Origin of the sequence: Saccharothrix longispora, assembly GCF_030852425.1 — a bacterium.
Taxonomy (GTDB): Bacteria; Actinomycetota; Actinomycetes; order Mycobacteriales; family Pseudonocardiaceae; genus Actinosynnema; species Actinosynnema longispora.
This window is the reverse complement of the sequence record NZ_NSDM01000004.1, coordinates 128,215-148,763: the sequence shown is the minus strand read 5'-3', so window position 1 is coordinate 148,763 and position 20,549 is coordinate 128,215. Positions and strand designations below refer to the sequence as shown.

At 75.4% G+C, this 20,549-nt stretch carries 16 protein-coding genes and 1 pseudogene; 8 read left to right on the top strand and 9 right to left on the bottom strand.

Translation table 11 applies throughout. The features are described 5' to 3' along the window. Position 1 precedes the first annotated feature (1 nt). From CKY47_RS11450 to CKY47_RS11430, 5 genes are all read right to left on the bottom strand, one after another. Complete coding sequence (locus CKY47_RS11450) at positions 2-742, bottom strand: SRPBCC family protein (RefSeq protein ID WP_306745702.1); 741 nt, start codon at positions 740-742, stop codon at positions 2-4. A gap of 2 nt (positions 743-744) precedes the next feature. Next, positions 745-1,329 carry an ArsR/SmtB family transcription factor gene (locus CKY47_RS11445; RefSeq protein ID WP_306745701.1) on the bottom strand — a complete coding sequence of 195 codons (585 nt, stop codon included), beginning with the start codon at positions 1,327-1,329 and terminating at the stop codon, positions 745-747. Between the two features lie 31 nt (positions 1,330-1,360). Further along, positions 1,361-1,897, bottom strand: a complete 537-nt coding sequence (locus tag CKY47_RS11440; RefSeq protein WP_306745700.1) for a methylated-DNA--[protein]-cysteine S-methyltransferase — start codon at positions 1,895-1,897, stop codon at positions 1,361-1,363. 20 nt (positions 1,898-1,917) lie between these two features. Beyond that, entirely contained in the window at positions 1,918-3,435 is a 1,518-nt protein-coding gene (locus CKY47_RS11435; protein ID WP_306745699.1) for a DNA-3-methyladenine glycosylase 2 family protein, read from the bottom strand. Positions 3,436-3,565: 130 nt separating this feature from the next. Continuing rightward, on the bottom strand, positions 3,566-3,751 hold the full coding sequence (locus CKY47_RS11430; protein WP_306745698.1) for a hypothetical protein: 186 nt from the start codon (positions 3,749-3,751) through the stop codon (positions 3,566-3,568). 293 nt (positions 3,752-4,044) lie between these two features. Here CKY47_RS11430 and CKY47_RS11425 point away from each other — a divergent pair, with 293 nt between their 5' ends. Together CKY47_RS11425 and CKY47_RS11420 are read left to right on the top strand one after the other, a co-directional pair. Next, a complete protein-coding gene (locus CKY47_RS11425; RefSeq protein WP_306745697.1) occupies positions 4,045-8,106 on the top strand; it encodes an nSTAND1 domain-containing NTPase in 4,062 nt (1,353 codons plus the stop codon). Positions 8,107-8,204: 98 nt separating this feature from the next. Then, complete coding sequence (locus tag CKY47_RS11420) at positions 8,205-8,702, top strand: DUF2165 domain-containing protein (RefSeq protein ID WP_306745696.1); 498 nt, start codon at positions 8,205-8,207, stop codon at positions 8,700-8,702. 27 nt (positions 8,703-8,729) lie between these two features. On the opposite strand, the gene CKY47_RS11415 is transcribed toward CKY47_RS11420, so the two are convergent. Together CKY47_RS11415 and CKY47_RS11410 are read right to left on the bottom strand one after the other, a co-directional pair. Then, positions 8,730-11,153, bottom strand: coding sequence for a helix-turn-helix transcriptional regulator (locus tag CKY47_RS11415; protein ID WP_306745695.1), 2,424 nt, complete (start codon positions 11,151-11,153; stop codon positions 8,730-8,732). Further along, complete coding sequence (locus tag CKY47_RS11410) at positions 11,150-12,469, bottom strand: Hsp70 family protein (protein WP_306745694.1); 1,320 nt, start codon at positions 12,467-12,469, stop codon at positions 11,150-11,152. The genes CKY47_RS11415 and CKY47_RS11410 overlap by 4 nt, the downstream gene beginning before the upstream one ends. A gap of 226 nt (positions 12,470-12,695) precedes the next feature. On the opposite strand from CKY47_RS11410, the gene CKY47_RS11405 reads away from it, so the two are divergent. From CKY47_RS11405 to CKY47_RS11395, 3 genes are all read left to right on the top strand, one after another. Continuing rightward, positions 12,696-13,613, top strand: coding sequence for an IniB N-terminal domain-containing protein (locus tag CKY47_RS11405; protein ID WP_306745693.1), 918 nt, complete (start codon positions 12,696-12,698; stop codon positions 13,611-13,613). A gap of 95 nt (positions 13,614-13,708) precedes the next feature. Further along, a complete protein-coding gene (locus CKY47_RS11400) occupies positions 13,709-15,511 on the top strand; it encodes a dynamin family protein (RefSeq protein ID WP_306745691.1) in 1,803 nt (600 codons plus the stop codon). Further along, complete coding sequence (locus CKY47_RS11395) at positions 15,508-16,932, top strand: P-loop NTPase family protein (protein ID WP_306745690.1); 1,425 nt, start codon at positions 15,508-15,510, stop codon at positions 16,930-16,932. Before CKY47_RS11400 ends, CKY47_RS11395 begins: the two co-directional genes overlap by 4 nt. Positions 16,933-17,029: 97 nt before the next feature. Here the strand turns inward: CKY47_RS11395 and CKY47_RS11390 are convergent, their stop codons facing one another. Continuing rightward, positions 17,030-17,845, bottom strand: a complete 816-nt coding sequence (locus CKY47_RS11390) for a LysR family transcriptional regulator (protein ID WP_306745689.1) — start codon at positions 17,843-17,845, stop codon at positions 17,030-17,032. A gap of 76 nt (positions 17,846-17,921) precedes the next feature. On the opposite strand from CKY47_RS11390, the gene CKY47_RS11385 reads away from it, so the two are divergent. Beyond that, entirely contained in the window at positions 17,922-18,815 is an 894-nt protein-coding gene (locus CKY47_RS11385; protein WP_306745688.1) for a PhzF family phenazine biosynthesis protein, read from the top strand. Here CKY47_RS11385 and CKY47_RS11380 read toward each other — a convergent pair. Further along, the gene (locus CKY47_RS11380; RefSeq protein WP_306745687.1) at positions 18,812-19,237 is read right to left on the bottom strand and encodes a nitroreductase family deazaflavin-dependent oxidoreductase; all 426 of its coding nucleotides are present in this window, start codon (positions 19,235-19,237) and stop codon (positions 18,812-18,814) included. The genes CKY47_RS11385 and CKY47_RS11380 overlap by 4 nt on opposite strands. A gap of 310 nt (positions 19,238-19,547) precedes the next feature. Here CKY47_RS11380 and CKY47_RS11375 point away from each other — a divergent pair. Then, positions 19,548-20,138 (top strand): annotated as a pseudogene (locus CKY47_RS11375) (LysR family transcriptional regulator); the annotation flags it as partial. Between the two features lie 94 nt (positions 20,139-20,232). Beyond that, entirely contained in the window at positions 20,233-20,547 is a 315-nt protein-coding gene (locus CKY47_RS11370) for a type 2 periplasmic-binding domain-containing protein (protein ID WP_306745686.1), read from the top strand. Positions 20,548-20,549: the final 2 nt, after the last annotated feature.

The following is a 20,549-nucleotide window of genomic DNA, read 5'->3' as shown; positions in this document are numbered from 1 at the left end:
CTCAGTTCTCGGAGCGGGTCGTCGCGACCAGGAGGTCGCCCAGCCAGGTCGACCAGGTCCGCTCGTCGCGGTGGTCGTCGGTGAACACGTGGTGCATCGCCGTCACGGTGTCCGGCACGCCCCGGAAGAAGCGGTAGAGCGCGCCGTCGGTGCGGATGCCGAGCGTCTGCCCGTTGGCGAAGTACACGACGCCGGGCATGCCGTCGAGCACGACCTCGTCGCCGGTCCGCGCCGCCCGGTCGAGGCCGAGCCGCCGGCCCAGGGCCGCCCACAGCGCGGGCCAGTCGGTCACCCGGGGGCCCGGCGCGGTGAGCGGGCGCGCGGTGCGCCCGGCGAAGTGCCGCAGGTAGGTGACGAGGGTCCGGCGGAACATCTGCCCGCCGGCCGTCATGGCCTCGAACTCGTCCGCCCAGTCGTCGCCGGGCAGGAAGCCGCTGGTGACCACGCGCAGCACCGTGCTGCCCCGCTCGCGGGCCCCGACCAGGAACTCGTAGGCGACGAACCGGCCGTCGGGTTCCTCCTCGCCGCCGTAGGCGAGGCGCTCGCCCGGCTCCCACGCGGTGATCGGGTGGCGCGGTCGGTACGCGCCGAAGGCCTGCTCCACCGCCACCCCCGGCTCGACCTCGTTGACGCCCATGAACCACGAGTCGATGCCGGGGCCGGTCGCGATGGCCTCCCACACCTGCTCGGGCGTGACGCCGGGCAGCTCCTCCTCGTCTGCCGACGTGAACGCGTGACCCATCGTCACTCCTCGGGGATGTCGGGGTGGACGGCCACGACGACGCGGTGGGCGCGACCGCCCTCGGCGCGCTCGTCGTGGTACTTGGCGACCAGGCCGGTGACCGCGACCGCGAGCTCCTCGGCGAACGCCGCGCGGTCGACCGCGGACGCGAAGCGGACCTCGCCGTCGAGCGCGAAGGTCGCGGCCCGCTTGCCGGCCCTGGTCGAGCCGGTGATCAGGGTGCCCACGTCGCGGACCAGGCGGGCCGCGACGGCCAGCAGCCAGCGGGCCGACAGCCGGTCGGGCGAGCGCCCCGGGTCGGGCTGCACGGCGGCGAGCGCGGTCGGCGAGATCACGTAGGACGCGGCCGTGGCGCGCATGACCCGCTCGGTCATGTTGCCCTTGCGGCGCTCCTCCGCGAGTTCGACCAGGCCGTGCCGCTCCAGCGTCCGCAGGTGGTAGTTGACCTTCTGCCGGGGCAGCCCCACCTTGGCCGCCAGCGTGGTCGCCGAGTTCGGCTCGGCCAGTTCGGCCAGCAGCCTCACCCGCACCGGGTCCAGTGAGACCTCGGCCGCGGCCGGGTCCTCGATCACCGCTACTTCGAGCATGGGGAAACCCTCTCACCGACAAGTGAATCTGTCAAGACAAACGCACTTGTCGGTGCGCGGGTCCCCCGTCGGGTCGGAACAGGAGGTGGTCGGCGCGCGCGCCGCGCTCGAAGTCGAGCAGCTGCCGCTTGCGGGCCAGCCCGCCGCCGTAGCCGGTGAGGTCGCCGGTGGACCCGACGACGCGGTGGCACGGCACGATCACGCCGACCGGGTTCTTGCCGTTGGCCAGGCCGACCGCCCTCGCCGCGGACGGCCGGCCCAGCACGGCGGCCAGCTCGCCGTAGGACACGGTCTCCCCGTAGGGGATGTCGAGCAGCGCGCGCCAGACGGTGCGCTGGAACGGCGTGCCGATCAGCTCCAGCGGCAGGTCGAACGAGGTCCGCCGGCCCGCGAAGTACTCGCCCAGCTGCGCGGTGGCCTCGTCGAAGCACGAGGGGTCCTCGACGCCGAACGACTCCTGCGCGGGCCGGTGGCGCTGGTCGGTCATGTAGAGGCCGCACAGCACGCCGCCGGTGGCGACGAGCGTCAGGACGCCCACGGGGCTGTCGATCGTCGTGTGGGTCTTCACGTCGTGTTCTCCGGTCGGGTTCAGGCGGGCAGCCGGTTGACCGCGTGGTCACCGGTGGCCCAGAGGTACTGGACGGCGTAGGCGCGCCACGGGCGCCACGCCTCCGCCCGCCGCACCAGCGCGGCGGGCGTGTCGGGCAGGCCGAGGTCGCGGGCGGCGTACCGGATGCCCAGGTCGGTGGGGATGAACGCGTCCGGGTCGCCGAGCGCGCGCATCGCGATCACCTCGACCGTCCACGGCCCGATGCCGGGCAGCGCGAGCAGGTCGGCGCGGGCCTTCGCCCAGTCCGCGCCGACCCCGAGGTCGAGCGAGCCGTCCGCGAGCGCCGTGACGAGCGCGTGGAACGCCGCCCGGCGCGACCGCGGCACGGCCAGGGTCCCCGGGTCGATCCCGGCCAGCGCCTCCGGCGTCGGGAACAGGTGGGTGAGGCCGCCGCCGTCCACCGGGCCGCCGTCCACCGGGCCGCCGTCCGCGTGGTCGACGTCCACGGGGTCGCCGACCGCCGCGACCAGCCTGCCGGCGTGCGTGCGGGCGGCGGCGGTGGACACCTGCTGGCCGAGCAGGGCGCGGACGGCGAACTCGGCGGGGTCGACCGTGCCCGGCACCCGGCGCCCGGGCGCGCGGTCCACCACCGGCGCCAGCAGCGGGTCCTCGCGCAGCTGCTCGTCCACGGCCACCGGGTCGGCGTCCAGGTCGAGCATGCGGCGGCAGCGGGCGATGGCGATCGACAGGTCGCGCAGGTCGGTCAGCGCCAGCCGGCAGGCCACGTGGTCGGGTCCGGGGCTCAGCGACACCGCGGCGTGCCCGCGCGGGAGCCGGAGCGTGCGCCGGTACGCGCCGTCGCGCCACTCCTCCACCCCCGGCACGCCGGTGGCCGCGAGGTGCCCGAACAGGTTGTCGGGGCACAGCGGCGCGCGGAACGGCAGGCGCAGCGACAGCACGCCGGGCGTGCCCCTCCCCGGTCCTCCCGGCGCGGGCCGGTGCCGGGCGCGCAGTTCCGTGGGCGAGAGGGCGAACACCTCGCGCACCGTGTCGTTGAACGCCCGCACGCTGGCGAACCCGGCGGCCAGGGCCACCTCCGCCATCGGCAGGGACGTGGTCTCGACGAGCAGCCGGGCGGTCTGCGCGCGCTGCGCCCTGGCCAGCGCGAGCGGTCCGGCGCCGAGTTCGGCGAGCAGCAGCCGCTCGACCTGGCGCACGCTGTAGCCGAGCCCGGCGGCGAGGCCGGGCACGCCCTCGCGGTCGACCACGCCGTCCGCGATGAGCCGCATCGCCTTGGCCACGGCGTCCGCGCGGTGGTTCCACAGCGGTGATCCGGGACTCGCGTCGGGACGGCACCTCTTGCACGCGCGGAATCCCGCTTGTTGGGCCGCCGCCGCACTCGGGTGGAAGCTCATGTTCTCGGCCTTGGGCGGCGCCACCGGACAACTCGGCCGGCAATAGATCCCGGTCGTCAGGACCGCGGTGAAGAACCACCCGTCGAAGCGGGCGTCTTTCGACCGGACGGCCCGGACGCAGCGTTCCGTGTCTTCGTGCACCGGTCCAGCATCCGGCACCGGCGGCCGTCGCCGCTGGCGGAAATGCGACATCGAGTGGCGGGCCGGGCGGGTCGCACCGCGCTGTGCGCACCCGGTCCTGGCGACCCGGTCCCGCCGCCCGGGGAGGGCGCTAGCCGCGCGCCGGGGCGGCGATCCTGGCCAGCAGGGCCAGTCCCACCTCGGCGCGACCCCGGCGGTGGCCGTCCGCGACGGTCCTCAGGATCGGGCAGACCCGTGCTTCACCGGGGGGTTCCCGGTCCTCACGGGCCGTGACCGGCGTGACGCCGGTCGGATCACCCCCGGTGGTGGTCGGCATGGCAGGTCGCCGAACCGTTCCACCGACCGGGGACGTCCCGTGCCGTCCGCTGAGAGGACCCCCAGGACCCCTCAGCGGAGAATGTGCCGCCACTCGCGCCGACTGTCTGCGAAACCACTTCGACCGGTCCTTCCGCGCAACTCGACGACGCCACCGGAACGTCCTCCACACCTTGTCAGCGTGAGTCGTTAGGGTGGACTTCCTGGAGCAACACCGGTCCACGAATGACCTGTTCACGCGCTCACACCCGGTTTTCCGGTCCGGAAGACCGGACCCGAGGAGGCACGCCGCGGATGGCTGGTTCCGGTCAGGGGTCGGGTCCCCGCACCGTCTTCGCCGAGCGGTTCGCGCTGCTCTACGCCGAGGCGGGCGACCCTCCGCTGAAGCGGGTGACCGAGTCCGTGTCCCGCGCGCGGCGCACCGACGAACGCGGCAGGCCGGTCCGGGCGACCGCCCAGCGGGTCAGCGACTGGCGGCGCGGACGCAACGTGCCGGCCCGGTTCTCGGCACTCTCGGTAGTCCTCGAAGTCCTCATCGGCGAGGCCCGCAAGGCCCGTCCGCAGCCCCCGGTGGCCGGGTTGTACGACCTGGACGCGTGGCGCGGGCTGTGGGAGGAGGCGCTGGCGAGCCCGGTGTCGACGGGCGAGCCCGAGGAGCCGCCCAGCTCCGACGGGATCGGCGTGTGCCCGTACCGGGGGCTGGCCGCCTTCCAGTGCGAGGACTCGAACTGGTTCTTCGGCCGGGAACGCAGCACCGCCGCGCTCGTGTCCCGGATGGGCAGTGCCGCGGAAACCGGCGGAATAGTGATGCTGGTCGGCGCCTCGGGCGCCGGGAAATCGTCATTGGTGGGCGCGGGCGTCATCCCGTCCATCCGCAACGGCGCGCTCGCGATAGAGGGCTCGGAGAAATGGCCGGCGATCGTCATCACGCCCGGCGCGGACCCCATCGGGGAATTGGTGGGCGAGATCCCGGAATTGGCGGACGTCCTCGACCTGGCATTCGGCCAGGAAGGGGCGGACACCGAGTTCCCCGCGTTCGGCCAGGGCGGGGTGGACACCTACCTCGGCCAGGCGCTGGTGGGCGTGATGCGGTTCGCCGCCCAGATCCGGGCCGCGTTCGCGGCGCACGCGGCGCGGCACGGCGCCGAGCGGGTCGTGGTGGTCGTCGACCAGTTCGAGGAGGCGTTCACGCTGTCCCCGGACGAGGCCCGGGTGCAGGTGTTCGTGCAGGCGCTCACGGTGGCGTGCACGCCCGCGGTGCCCGGCGGCACGGCCCCGGCGCTGGTGCTGGTGGGCGTGCGGGCCGACTTCTACGGCCGGTGCCTGGCGTTCCCGGAGCTGGCCGACGCGCTCCAGGACCGGCAGATGGTGCTCGGCCCGATGACGTCGGCGGAGCTGCGCGAGGCGGTGTCCCGCCCGGCGAGGGCCGCCGGGCTCCAGCTGGAGCCCGGTCTGGTCGAGCTGATGCTGCGCGACCTGGGCGTGCGCAGCGGGCGGGCGCAGCCCCGGGGCGGCCAGGGCGCGTACGACGCGGGCGCGCTGCCGCTGCTGTCGCACGCGCTGCTGGCGACGTGGCAGCGGCGGCAGTCCGGCAAGCTCACCATCGCGGGCTACCGGGCGGCGGGCGGCATCCAGGGCGCGGTGGCGGCCACCGCGGAACGGGCGTGGGCCGACCTCGCGCCGGGCGCCCAGCACGCGGCGCGCCCGCTGCTGCTGCGGCTGGTCCGCATCGGCGAGGACACCCAGGACACGCGCCGCCGCTCCACCCGGCACGAGCTGGTCGGGCAGGCCGCGGACCGGGCTGCGGGCGAGGAGGCGCTGGAGGTGCTGGCCCGCGCCCGGCTCGTGACGCTGGACGCGGGGTCGGTGGAGATCACGCACGAGGCGCTGCTCCAGGCGTGGCCCCGGCTGCGCAGCTGGATCGACCAGGACCGCGAGGGCCAGCTGCTGCGCCAGCGGCTGGAGGAGGACGCGGCGACGTGGGCGGCGCAGGACCGCGACTCGTCGCTGCTCTACCGGGGCGCGCGGCTGGAGACGGCGCGGCACTGGGCGGGCGCGGCCGGTCCCGAGGGCCTCACCGGCACCGCGCAGGACTTCCTGGCCGTCTCCACGCAGCACCGCAGGCGCGCCGCGTGGGCCAGGCGCGCGGCGGTGGCGTGCGTCGTCGTGCTGGCGGTCATCGCGGGCACCGCCGCGGTGCTGGCCGTGCGGCAGCGCGACGACGCGGTGTTCCGGCAGGTCGTCGCCGAGGCCGACCGGTTGCGCGAGAGCGACCCGTCGCTGTCCGCGCAGTTCGACCTGGTGGCGCACCGGATGCGCCCCGACGACCAGGAGGTGCGGACGCGGCTGCTGTCCACGCAGTCGTCGCCGCTGGCCGCCCCGCTGGCGGGGCACACCGGCGCGGTCTACCTGACGTCGTTCTCCCCGGACGGGAAGACGCTGGCCTCGGCCAGCTACGACGACACCGTGCGGCTGTGGGACCTGCGGGACCCGGACGACCCGAAGGCCCTCGGGTCGCCCCTGATCGGCCACCAGAGCTGGGTGACCTCGGCGGTGTTCTCCCCCGACGGGCGGACGCTGGCGACCGCGGGCGACGACGGGACCCTGCGGCTGTGGGACGTGGGCGACCCGGCGCACCCGCGTTCCCTGGGCGAGCCGCTGCTCGGCGGGAACGGCACCATCTACCTGCTCGCGTTCACCCCGGACTCGAAGACGCTGGTCACGGCGAACGCCGACCACACGGCCAGGCTGTGGGACGTGGGCGACCCGGCGCACCCTGCCCGGCTCGGCACCCCCCTGGGCGGGCACACCGGGCAGGTGCGCTCGGTGGCGTTCAGCCCGGACGGCACGCTGCTCGCCACCGGCGGCGACGACCGGACCGCGGTGCTGTTCGACGTGCGCGACCCCGCGCACCCGAAGCAGCTCGGCGACCCGATCTCCGGGTTCGACAACATCGTCCGCTCGCTCGCGTTCAGCCCGGACGGCCGGGTGCTGGCGGCGGGCAGCGAGGACTGGTCCGTGCGGCTGTACGACGTGGCCGACCCGGCCGTGCCGCACGCGCTCGGCAGGCCGATGACCGAGCACACCAACGGCGTGTGGTCGGTGGCGTTCAGCCCGGACGGCCGGGTGCTGGCGTCGGCCAGCTCGGACGGCACGACCCGGCTGTGGAACGTCACCGACCCCGCGCACCCGCTGGAGCTCGGCCAACCCCTGGGCAGCCGCGGCGGACCCGTGTACGCGGTGTCGTTCAGCCCGGACGGGCGCACCCTGGCCACCGGCAGCAACGACGCCGTCGTGCGGCTGTGGTCCCTGCCGCGGGACGTGCTCGTGGGCCACGCCGCGCGCACCACCGGCCCCCTGTTCACCCCCGACGGCCGGTACGTCGTGTCGGCGGGCGAGGACCGGCTGGTGCGGGTGTGGGACACCGGCGCGCCGGGGGGCACGACCGCTGTCGGCGTCGTGGACCACGGCGCGCCGGTGTGGGCGACGGCGATCAGCGACGACGGCCGCACGCTCGCCACCGCCAGCGACAAGGTGGTGCGGCTGTGGGACCTCGCCGACCCGGCGCGACCCCGCTCGCTGGGCCTGCCGGTCGAGCTGGGCACCCGGTACAGCTCGCCGGTGGCGTTCAGCCACTCCGGCCGGGTGCTGCTCACCGGGCACGACGACAAGACCGTGCAGCTGTGGGACATCGGCGACCGGGAACACCCGAGGAGGCTCGGCGAACCGCTCGTCGGGCACGAGGGGTACGTCTACTACGCGGGGTTCACCCCCGACGACCGCACCCTGGTCACGGCGGGCGCGGACCAGACCGTGCGGCTGTGGGGCACCGCCGACCCGGCCGGCGCGCAACCGCTGGGGCAGCCGTTGCGGGGCCACTCGGGCGCGGTGCGCGCCGGCGACATCAGCCCCGACGGGCGGACCCTGGTGACCGCGGGCGACGACAGCTCGATCCGGCTGTGGGACCTGACGTCGCCGGACCGGGTCCGGCAGATCGGGGCGCCGATCACCGGGCACGTGGAGAGCGTGGTCGCGGTCGAGTTCAGCCCGGACGGGCGGGTCCTGGCGTCCGGCGGCGGCGACCGCACGATCCGGCTGTGGAACGTGCGCACCCCGCTGCGGCCGGCGTCGCTGGGGCAGTCGCTGACCGGGCACGACGGCGCGCTGCGCGACCTGGAGTTCTCGCCGGACGGCACCCGGCTGGGCTCGACCAGCACGGACAGCACGGTCCGGGTGTGGGACCTCGACCAGTCGCACGCCGAGGAGCGGATCTGCGCGAAGACGCGGGGCGTGCTGCCGGAGGAGGAGTGGCGGGAGCACCTGCCGCAACTGGACTACGAGCCGCCCTGCCGGTGAGGGACCCCGAACCCGCGCGGGACCCGGACCGCACGGCCGCCCGCCGGCGGGCACCGATTTTCGTGGATTTCCTTCGGGTTGTGGATAGGTTGCGGGACATGCGTCTTCTTTCCAGGGTGGGGAGCCCCCGGGCGGCGATCGCGGCCCTGACCGGCGTCAGCGCGCTCTACATGACCCTCGTCGTGTTCGGGAACGTCACCGACTACGAGACCAACCACGCGTTCGTGCGGCACGTCCTCGCGATGGACACCACGTTCGGCTCGCCCGACACCTCGTGGCGCGCCATCACCAGCCCGGCGCTGGTCACCGCGGCCTACGTGATGATCATCGCCTGGGAGGCGGTGACCGCGCTGGTGCTGCTGGCCGCGCTGGTGACGTGGCTGCGCCGCCGCGAGGAGACGGCCCGGCAGCTGTCGTCGACGGGCTGGGTGATGCAGGCGCTGCTGTTCGGCGGCGGGTTCATCGCCATCGGCGGCGAGTGGTTCGTGATGTGGCAGTCGAAGGACTGGAACGGCCTGGCGGCGGCGTTCCAGAACTTCGTGATCGCCGGCCTCGGCCTGGTCCTGCTGCACTCGACCTCGCCCCGGCGCGGCTGACCGCGCGGTCCGGCGGGCCGCGCCGCGTCAGCCGACGATCTGGCGGAGCTGGTCCAGCAGCTCCGCCCGGCTGCCGCAGCCCAGGCGCTGCCGGATGCGGGCCACGTGGTGCTCGACGGTCTTGGCCGAGATGAACAGCCGGTCGCCGACCTGCTTGTAGGTCAGGCCGCGCACGACCAGCTCGGCCACCTCGCGCTCCCGGTCGCTGAGCTTGCCCCCGTCGTGCTCCACCACGGGCTCGGGTGCCTTCGCGCGGCCCGCGCCGCCGGCCGGTCGGCCCTGGAGCAGGCGGGCGCAGTCCAGCAGCCGCACCATGGCCTGCCGGTCGGACGTGCGGATCGCCGCCTGACCGGCCAGCCGGGCCGCGTCCCACCACTGGCCGACCGCGTGCAGGCCGCGGGCCGCCTCCTCGACCCGGTCGGGGTCGACCCGGCCCGCGAGGACGTCGAGCCAGTTCTCCGCGGCCGTCGACATGACGCCCGCGTAGCGGCCGCGGTCCGCGACCGCGGCGAGCGACGCGGCGTGCTCCTCGGCGGCGCGGGTCTCCTCGGCGGTGACGGCGGCGTGCAGCGCGCTCCAGTGCAGCGGCACGCCCCACAGCGGCGGGTCGCCCAGCGCGTGCAGCAGCTCGCGGGCCTCGGCCAGGTGCGGCGCGAGCCGGTGCTGGTCGCGCATCCGGGCCGCCGCCGCCGCGAACTCGCCGAGCGGCAGGAACGTGAACAGGTCGACCGGGTGCCGCAGCACGGCCTCGCACGCCTGCTCCCACGTACGCCTGAGCGTGGCCAGGTCGCTGTTGCGCCGGGCGATGCCGACCTCCAGCGCGATGGCGAACACCCAGTCGCGCGGCTCCAGCGGGCGTCCCGTCCTGCGCAGCGCCACCAGGGTCTCCCGGGCGCGGGCCAGGTTGCCGCGCAGCATCGCCACCCACGCCCGCAGCAGCCGGTGCCGCACCGCCATCAGCGCGCCGCCGAGCGAGGTGGCCACGGCCCGGTCCAGCACGGACTCCGCGACCGCCGGCTCGCCGCCGTGCAGCGCGACGAGCGCGGCCAGGGCGGCGGGCGAGTCCGGCAGCAGCACGGCGCTCCCGGCGGGTTCCAGCAGCCCGGCCGCGCGCACCAGCGTGGACAGCGCGGTGGTGGCGGACCCCGTGACGGATTCCAGCACTCCCTGCGCCATCAGCGACGCGCCGCCGTCGAGCATGGTCGGCGGGGCGACCGGCAGCGGCTCGGCGGGCAACCGGCCCGTGCCGACCTCGCCGATCACCGCGAACGCGGTGGACGTCGAGCTGGGCGACCAGCGGTGCAGCTCGGTGGCGCGGGCCAGCTGGCCCCGGTGGGCCAGGGCGATGGCGGCGACCTCGGCCGCCCGCCCCCGGTGCGCCGGGTCGGAGGAGATGACCCCGTCGGCCAGCCGCAGCGCGGCGTCGAGGTCGCCCGCCATCGCGCAGGCCACCGCGCGGCGCACGGCCACCTCCGCGGACGGCGTGCCGACGGCGGCGAGCAACCGGGCGGCGAGCGCCGGGTCGGCCGGCAGCGCCTCGGCCGCCGCCGCCTGGAACGCCGCCGCCATCTCCGGACCGGCCGCCACCGTCGCCCCCGCCGCCTCCGGACCGGGCCCCGCGGCCTCCGGGCCGGCCGCCCCGAGCAGGGGCCGCACCAGCTCCAGCACCGGTCCACCGGAGCGCAGCTGGAGTTCGGCGAGCCGCTGCCGCACGGCGATGCGCCGGTCGGTGCGGCTCAGCTCGGCCACCGCCAGCCGGGCGACGGGCAGCAGCGCGCCGTCGGGGGCGAGGAGGCCGGTGGCGCGGCCCGCCTCGATCACGTCGCCGACCGCGTCCACGTCGCCGCCGAGCAGCCCGCCGAGCAGGTCGAGCCGCAGCGCCGCGCCCGCCTCGGCGGCCAGCAGGAACTTCTGCACGTCGACGTCCAGCCAGTCCAGGTCGGCCCGGAAGGACGCCACGACGTCCGGCGGCACCTCGGCCGCGGTGATCCCGGCGAAGCGCAGCACGAACCGCGGCACGCCGCCGGTCTGCCGGTGCACGAATTCGGCGTGCGCGCGCGCCGGGGCGGGCAGCACGGCCCGCACCTGCTCGCGGGTGAAGGGCTCCAGCGCCAGCGCGGGCCGGGCGCGGCCGAGCGACTCGGCCAGCGCGGACAGCGCCCGCGACCTCGGCCAGGGCCGGTACGCCACGACCACCGCCCCGTCGCCGCGCTCCACCCGGGCGCGCAGGGCGAGCAGCTCGGCGTCGGGCAGCAGGTGGGCGTCGTCCACGGTGGTCGCGGTGGTCCCGGCGTCCTCGCAGGCCCGCGCCACCTCGCGCAGCACGGTCGTCTTGCCGTACCCGCCGGGCGCGACGATGCCGAAGCGGGGCGCCGCGCCGTCCGCGACGGCGTCCAGCACCCGCGAGACCTGTTCGGGCAGCACCGGGTGCGCGATCATGATCCGGCTCAACGACCGTCCTCGTGGTCACGGGCACGACGCCGGCCCCCGGTGGCCGCGAGGGCGCGCACGACGCGCTTCACCGTGCGGCGTTCCGGCAGGTCCAGCGGCGTGATGTCGACGGGCGGGCGGGGCGGCGGCGGCGCGGCGATCTCCGCGTCCGACGCGTCCAGCCCGCCCACAGGGAAGCGCAGCAGCGGGTCGTCGTCCCGCACCATCACCGACGTCTCGATGGGCTCGGGTTCGTCCTCGGGGCCGACGACGAACCGCCGGGCGGCCAGCGCCGCGCCCTTGACGACGGAGGTCTCCGGGGCGGCCTCCAGCACCACCCGGCCCGGCACGGCCGCCGCGACCAGCGGGATGCGGGCGCTGCCTCCCACCAGCACGGTGGTCCCGACGCCGCCGGCGTTGGCGACGAGCCGGGCGAACGCCGCCGCGGCGTGCTCGACCGGGGGCCGGATGAGCTCCTCGAACCGCGCCCTGGTCAGCGGCACGTCGACGCGCCCGGACGGCAGGTGCACGGGGATCGACGTCTCCACCGTGCCGGACAGCAGCCGCTTGGCCGCCTCGCAGTCGCGCCGCAGCCGGGCGAACAGGCCGCGGGTGCGCGGGTCGTCGGCGTCCAACTCGTCCAGCTCGCGGCCGAGGGAGGCCCGGACGTGCGCGGCGACCGCGTCGTCGAAGGCGGCGCCCGCGTCCTGCTCGACGCCGTCGACCGCGGCCACCAGCTCGAAGTCCCGGCCCACGACGGCGGCGCAGGAACCGTGGCTGCCCAGGCCGAAGACGCCCAAGGGGGACGTGTTCGGGGGGAAGGCGTCCGGACCGCCCGGGCGCGGCCCGCCGAACGCGTGGTTGTGGGCGGCGGCGACCGGTTCGGGGACCAGGGAGGCGTCCACCCCGGCCGCCCGCAGGGCCTGGTGCGCGAGGCCCCTGGCGTGGACGCCCCACCCGACGGGGTGGGCCAGCGCGACGTGCGCCGGCGGTTCGCCCTCGCGGCGGGCCACCTGGTCGACCACCCAGCGGACCAGCAGCGCGGTCAGCTCCTCCGGGGTGCACGGCTCGCCGTCCAGGAACACGGGCACGGCGTCGCCGACCCGGCGGACGAACCCGGTGGCCGTGCACCGGGGGTCGCCCGGCTCGCCGACCGCGAACGCGCCGTCCGGGGTGAGCTGGAGGACCGAGGCCACGCCGCCGCCGGGACCGCCCAGGCCCACCGGCTCGGGCTCGGCCCGACCGACGCCGCCCAGCCGGCACACGGCCGCCGCGGTGCGCGTCGTGCCCACGTCGACCCCGAGGACGTACGGCAACTCGGAGCCTCCCTTGCTCACCTGTTCGAAGTACGACCAACACCTACATGGATCACGAGGAGGTCACAACCGCATCCCCTAATCCCCTAGGGAGTGAACGAGTACCACCCCATCGTGGATGCGGCATCTACAGGGAGTAATCCCCGATGGCCCGGCTTTCCCCCGGTCGTAACGTGATCTCCATCGCCGGGCTCCCCCTGCCGGTCCGCGCCTCTTCGCGTTCGCCATCCCCGACCTGGAGACAGACATGGGCACCAGCCCCACCACGCTGCACGACTTCGTCCTCGACCTGCTGAGCGACCCGACCGCCCTCGCCGACTTCCAGGCCGACGCGGCGGGCACCCTGGCGAAGGCGGGCCTGGGCGACATCAGCGCGCTGGACGTGCAGGAAGTCATCCCGCTGGTCCTCGACTACGTGCCGACCGGGAGCCTGCCCGCTCTCGACGGCTCGCTGCTGGAGGACCTGCCGCTGGACCTGGCCGACGCCGGGCACGCGGGCGCCATCTTCCGGCTCAAGGCCGTCACCGACCAGATCGCGCTGTCGGGCGCGACCGGCGCCGGTGACGTGAAGGCCGCCGTGGCGGGCACGCTCAGCGCGGACGCCGGCGGCCTCACCGTGTTCGGCGGCGTGTCGAGCTGGGACCTGCTCGACGCCTCCGGCTCGGCCAAGCTGACGGTGGAGGGTGACTTCTCCGCGGTGAACGACGTGACCGGCACCCTGGACGGCACGCTGCACACCGCCCACGGTCAGGTCTCCGACCTGACCTCCACGGCGACGGGCGGCCTCGACGGCGCCGTCGCCACCGCGGGTGGGGTCACCGGCTCGCTGCCCGGCGCGGACGGCCTGACCAGCACCGCGTTCGGCTCGCTCGACACGCTGCACGGCGTGCTCGGCGACGTGACCGGTGGCCTCACCAGCACCCTGCCCGCGGGCGACCTCGCCCGGGGCCTCGACCTGGACGTCTCCGGCCGGGGCCTGGGGCAGCACCACACCGTCGAGGACGACGCCCCGCTCGCGGCCGTCACCGACACGGTGGGTGCCGTCGCGCACACCGCCGGTGTCGACGGCGTGGTGACCAACGTCACCGGGACGGTCACCGGCGCGGTGGGCGGCCTCGACCTGCCGGTCGTGGACTCCCTCGGCGTGGACGACCTGCTGTTCTGACGCCGACCGAGGACCAGGGGGCCGGCCCCGCCCACGCGGCGGGGCCGGCCCTCACTTCCACTCCGGGGCGGAGTAGCGGCACACTCTTCCGGGTGATGTCCGCGCCCTGGCTCGACGTGCTCGACGACACGATCCGGGCCTGCGCCGCGCACAACCGGCCCGACCTGGCGGAGCGGTTGCGCGAGAAGCGCACCCGCCAGCTGGACCCGAAGCTCCGGGTGCTCGTCATGGGCGAGCCGAAGCAGGGCAAGAGCCAGCTGGTCAACGCCATGGTGAACGCCCCGGTGTGCGCGGTCGGCGACGACGTCACGACCCCCGTGCCCACGTTCGTGCAGCACGCGGAGACGCCGTCGGCGGCGCTCGTGCGGGGCGCGACCATCGCGAACACGCCCACCGAGCGCATCCCCGTGCCGCTGGACGAGCTGGGCAGCGCCGCGCAGCACCTCGGCGGCGACGTGGTGCGCGCCGAGGTCGGCATCCCGCGCGCCCTGCTCGGCTCCGGCCTCGTGCTGATCGACACCCCCGGTGTCGGCGACCTGCGGCCCGCGCACACCGCCAGCACGTTCGCCGCCCTGCTCCAGGCCGACGCGGTGCTCATGGTGTCCGACGCGACGGCCGAGCTGACCGCGTCCGAGGTGGAGCTGCTCAAACAGGTCATGACGTCGTGCCCGAACGTCACCGTGGTGCTGACCAAGATCGACATCTCGCCGCAGTGGCGACGGGTCGTCGAGCGCAACCGGGCGCACCTGACGCGCGCGGGCGTGGCCGTGAAGATCGTCCCGGTGTCGGCCGCGCTGCGGCTGCGCGCCGCCAGGACCGGCGACAAGGCGCTGAACGCCGAGTCCGGGTTCCCCGAGCTGCTGGCGTGCGTGCAGCAGGACATCGTGGCCGCCGCCGACGTGCTGGCCCGCCGCTCGGTCGCGGTCACCGCCGCGTCCGCGATCAAGCAGCTCGTCGCGCCGGTCCGCGAGGAGCTGTCCGCGCGGGGATCGCGCCGCGCCGAGGACACCCTGGCCGCGCTGAACGAGGCGCAGCGCCGCATCGACGAGCTGCGCCGCCGGTCCGCGCGCTGGCAGACGGTGCTGGCCGACGAGATGGCCGACCTGGTGTCGGACATCGAGCACGACCTGCGCGACCGGACCCGGCGCATCCTGCGCGAGGTCGAGCGGACGTTCGAGACGGCGGACCCGGTGCTGGGCTGGGAGAAGTTCGAGGAGTGGCTGGAGGACAACCTCACCGAGGCCGCCACCGCGAACTTCGCCTGGCTGCTGGAGCGCTCCGAGTGGGTGGCCGGGAAGGTGGCCAGGAGCTTCCCCGTGCCGCGCGACGACCTGCTGCCCGAGTCGCTGTTCCCCGACGACGTGCTCGACCGCGTGTCGCCGATGGACAAGCCGCTGATCGAGAGGTTCACGCTGGCGCAGAAGGCGTTCACCGGCCTGAAGGGCTCGTACGGCGGCGTGCTGATGCTCGGCCTGGCCACCAGCCTCGCCGGGATGCCGCTGATCAACGCGATCTCGCTGGGCGCGGGCGCGCTGTTCGGCGGCAAGTCCATCGTGGACGAGGGCGACCAGCGGCTGCGCCGCCGCCAGGCCGCCGCGAAGGCCGCCGCCGCCCGGCACGTCGACGACTTCTTCATCAAGTTCAGCAAGGACTGCCGCGACGCGGCCCGGCTCGTGCAGCGCAACCTGCGCAACCACTTCTCCACGCTGGCCGAGGAGATGCAGGAGACGCTGCTCGAATCGGCCCGCAGCGCGCGCCGCGCCGTGCAGGACGACACGTCCGAGCGGGAGCGCCGCGACCGCGAGGCCAAGCGCGAGCTGGACGCCCTCGTCGCCCTCTACCAGCGCGTGCAGGCGCTGGCGGGGGGCCAGGCCCCGCAACTGGGCATCAGCGCATGACCCTCCCCCCACCCGACTCCCCCACCCCTCCCGCCCCTCCCGACTCGCTCGGTGACGAGGTGTGGTCGCTGCTGGAGGAGGCGCTGGTGGTCTACCGGGACAGCCCGCGCGCGGTGGCGTGGCTGCGCGGGCACCGGCAGCGGTTCACCGAGCCGGTGCGGGTGGCGGTGGCGGGCGGGCCGCGTTCCGGCAAGTCGACCGTGGTCAGCGCGCTGATCGGCGAGGAGTTCGCGCCCACCGGGGCGACCACCTGGTACTACGACGGGCAGCAGCCCCGCGCCTGGGTCGGGCACTACGAGGTGCCCGTGGTGCGGCGCGACGGCAGGGCGTTCGTCGACGCGCCGGACGCGGAGCGGGTCGTGGTCCAGTGGCCGTCGCGGTCGCTGCGCGACCTCACCCTGGTGGACACGCCCGGCGGCACGCCGGTCGAGCAGGTGTACGGCGAGGCCGACGCCGTGCTGTACCTGACCCGGCACCTGCACACCGACGACGTGCGGTTCCTGCGCACCGCGCACGACCACCCCGTGGCGCGGGCCGCGCCGGTGAACACCGTGCTGGTGCTGGCGCGCGCCGACGAGATCGGCGGCGGCCGGATCGACGCGCTGTCCTCGGCCAAGCAGATCGCCCGCCGCTACCGGCGCGAAGCGGCGGTGAAGCCGCTGTGCCAGAACGTGGTCGCGGTGGCCGGGCTGCTCGCGGTGGCCGGGCGCACCATCCGCGCCGACGAGTTCGCCGCGCTGTCGGCCCTGGCCTCCCTCGCCCGCACCGAGCTGGAGGACCACCTGCTGTCCGCCGACCGGTTCGTGGGCGACGACTTCCCGGTGCGGCTGGACCCGGCGGTGCGGCGCGGGCTGGTGGAGCGGTTCGGCGTGTTCGGCGTGCGGCTGACCACGACGTTGATCCGCCAGGGCTTCGACACCCAGGTCAAGCTGACCGGTCAGCTCGTGCAGCGCAGCGGTCTGGGCGAGCTGCGCGACTCGATCGGCGTGTACTTCACCGAGCGGCGCGAGGTGCTCAAGGCGCGGTCCGCGCTGCTCGGGCTGGACGTCGTGCTGCGCGCCGAACCCCGTCCCGGCTCGGCCCCGCTGGCGGCGGCCCTGGAGCGCGTCCTGGCCACGGCCCACGACTTCCGCGAACTCCGCCTGCTGGCCGCGCTGCAAGGCGGCCGGACCCGCCTCCCCGACGACCTGGAGCCCGAGGCGTCCCGCCTGGTCGGCGGCCTGGGCACGGACCTGCCGACCCGCCTCGGCATGGAGTACGAGCCCACCGCCCCCGAACTCCGGCACGCGGTCCTGGACACCCTGAACCGCTGGCGCGACCACACCGCCGACCCCACCCTCGACCACGCCCAGCGCCAGGCGGCCGCCGTGGTGGTCCGCACCTGCGAAGCCATGCTGACCCGCCTGGCCACCCAGACCTGAACGCAGAACTCACCCCTCCCGAACCTACGACTCACCCGGCGCGAACTTACGACTCGCGCGAGTCGTGCGTTCGCGCCCCGCGAGTCGTGCGTTCGGGTCAGGTCGTCGCGGTGATCACGGCCCGGACGGCGGCCGAGGGGGTGCGGCGGGGGTCGGTGACCAGGAAGAGGGTGCTGTCGGGGAGTTCGCGGACCCGGTGCAGGGTGCCCGCGTCCAGGTGATCGGCGACCGCCACGCGGGGCAGCACGGCCCAGCCCAGGCCCGCCACCACGCACGAGCGGACGGCCTCGATGCTGCCGAACCGGGTGACGCTCGACGCCGCAGACAGCTCGCGCACGAACCGGTCGCTGTAGGAGCAACCCTCCTCCAGCAGGAAGTACCGGTCGTCGAGCACGACGCCCGGCGCGGACACCAGCTCGATCGGCTCGACGCCGACCGCCGTCACCTTCAACCCCGGCGCGACGACGGTGTCCTCCAGCACCAGGGCGAGGTCGAGCGTGCCGTCGCGGACGCCGGCGAGCGCCTGCCTGGTCCCGGCGGGCGACAGGTGCACGCGGATGCCGGGGTAGCGCATCGCCACGTCGGCCACCCGCTGGGGCAGCCGGTAGGCGCACACGGACTCCGGCGCCGCCAGCCGCACGTCCCCCTCCACGGCGGTGCCGCCGCGCACCGCGTCCCGCAGCCGCTGCTCGGCCGTCAGCACCTCCCGCGCGTGCTCGACGGCCTGCCGACCGGCCTCGGTCAGCCGGGCCCCGGTGGGCAGGCGGTCGAACAGCCGCGCGCCGAGGTGCCGCTCCAGCGCCTTGACCTGGCTGGTCACCGTGGATTGCACGAGGTGCAGCTCGGCCGCGGTGGCGGTGAAGCTGCTCGTGCGCGCGAGCACCAGGAGGGTGCGCAGGAGGCGGGTGTCCACCGGATCGAGGATAGCGATCGAGGTCATCACGGGGAATCGTTGGACTCGATGACGGCACCCGGGGGACCCTGGTCCCATGACCACCGCGACACCCGGTACCCGGCGGGCCGAACCCGCGATCCTCCGCTACAGCGCGTTCAGCAGCGACCCGGCGGGCGGCAACCCCGCCGGTGTGGTGCTGGACGCTACCGGTCTCGACGACGCGGCGATGCTCCGGATCGCCGCCGAGATCGGCTACTCCGAGACCGCCTTCGCCGTCCCCCGCGACACCGGCGGCGAGTACGACGTGCGCTACTTCAGCCCCCTGGTGGAGGTCCCGTTCTGCGGCCACGCCACGGTCGCCACCGCGGTCGCCCTCGGCCGCACCGGCACGCTGCGCTTCCACACCGCGGCCGGCCCGGTGGAGATCGACACCGACGGCGTCACGGCGACGCTGACCAGCGTCCCCACGTCGTCCGAACCCGCCCCCGACGAGGACGTCGCCGCCGCCCTCGCGGCGCTGCGCTGGGACGCCGCCGACCTCGACCCGCGCTACCCCGGGCACTGGGCGTTCGGCGGCGCGCGGCACCTCGTGGTCGCGGTGCGCGACCGGGCCCGGCTGGCCGCGCTCGACTACGACTTCGACGCCCTGGGCGACCTGCTGCGGGCGCGCGGCGCCGTCACCGCGCACCTGGTGCACCAGCGCGACGAGGACACCTTCGACGCCCGCGACCCGTTCCCGGTGGGCGGGGTCGTCGAGGACGCCGCCACCGGGGCGGCGGCCGCGGCGTTCGGCGGTTACCTGCGCGAGCTGGGCCTGGTGACCGCGCCGCGCGTGCTGACCGTCCACCAGGGCGTGGACATGGGCCGGCCGAGCACGCTGACCGTGCGCGTCTCCCCCGACGACCCGCGGGTCGCGGTGACCGGCGCGGCGGTGGCGATCCCCGCGGAGGAGATCCCCGCGGCGGGGACCGCGGACCGGGAGGTCTAGGCGCGTTCCAGCACGACGACCGGGATCTCGCGGTCGGTCTTGGCGGCGTACTCGTCGTAGGCCGGCCACACCTCGGTCATGAGCGCCCACAGCGCGGGCCGCTCCTCGGGGGTCGCCACCCGCGCCCGCGCCCGGAACTCGTCCTCCGCGACCTGGACCTCGACCGAGTCGTCCTCGACGAGGTTCTTGAACCAGGCGGGGTGGTCGGGCGCGCCGCCCTGGGAGGCGACCACCACGTACGCGTCGCCGTGCCGCTGGTAGATCAGCGCGGTGCGGCGCGGCCGGCCGGACTTCCGGCCGGTCGTGGTGAGCAGGAGGGTGAAGACGCCCGGCCGCCACTCGTGGCCCTCGGCGCCGTTCGTCTCGACGTAGCGCTGGATGTGCTGCTTCACCCAGTCGACGGGGCTGTCCACTACTGACATGGCCTCGACGCTACCGAGGTCCGGTCCACCGCGCCGATCACGGAGCGCCGATCACGGAGCGCCGATCACGGAGCGCCGATCACGGATCGGGGCCGCCGGTCGCTGCTCCGCAGTCGCGGCCGGCGGCCCGCACGGGGTGGGACGTCCGCCCGTCACCCCCGGCTCGTCACCGGTCCCCGGCGCGGCCGGGACCGGGACGGCCGCGGCTCGGCAGATCTGGCTCATGCGCTCTCCTCCGTCGCGGGGACTCCACCGACTATGACCGGCGCGGGGGCTGGCAGGTCATGCGAAAGGGGGATGGAAGAGCGTTATGCCCGAGCTCGAACTGCGCCACCTCAGGGCGGTCTGCGCGATCGCCGACGAGGGCAGCCTCACCAAGGCGGCGGCCCGCCTGGGCCTCACCCAGCCCGCGATGAGCGCCCAGCTGCGGACCGTGGAGCGGATCGTCGGCGGCCGGTTGTTCGACCGAACCCCCGCCGGGTCGCCGCCCACGGACCTGGGCAGGCAGGTCGTCGGCACGGCCCGGCTGGTGCTGGACGAGGTCGACCAGCTGGTGTCCCTGGCGCGCGAGCGCACCCGCGGCGCCACGCCCGGACCGCTGCTCGTCGGCGGCGTGCCCACGCTGTTCTTCGGCCGCTTCGTGGAGGAGCTGCGGCGCGCGATCCCCTGCTCGGAGGTCCGCACCGAGATCACGCGGGGCCCCTCGGACCTGCTGGAGCTGCTGGTGTCCGGCCGGGTCCAGCTCGGCGTGTTCGACCGGTTCGAGGGGTTGGAGCGGCGGGAGACGCGCGGCCTGGAGATCCGGCGGCTGGTCAGCGAGCCGCAGTTCGTGGCGCTGCCGGAGACGGACCCGCTCGGCGAGCAGGACGAGGTGGACCTGGCGCAGCTCGTCGACCGCGACTGGGTGTCCCCCGCCGGACGAGCTGCTCGGCAACCGCATCGCGATCTTCACGGCGTGCTCGGCGGCCGGGTTCACGCCCCGGTTCACCCACCACGTGAACGAGGCGAGCACCGCGCGCGGCCTGGTGGCCAACGGCGCGGTGTCGTTCGCGCTGCCGCAGTCCCGCAGCGGCGACGGCATCGTCGTCCGGCCCCTGCGCGGTGCCCCGCTGATGGTGGACCTGATGCTCGCGACGCGGCGGGAGGGACCGGCCGCCGGGCGGGCGCACGACGTGTTCGCCGCCGCCGCGCGGGCGCACCGGGCGCTGCTGCCCCGCAACCCGCGTTACGCGAGGTGGTGGGAGGAGCACCCCGGGGCGCACCGCGAGATCGACGCCGCCCTGGCCCTGGAGCGCCCCGCCGCCGACTGACC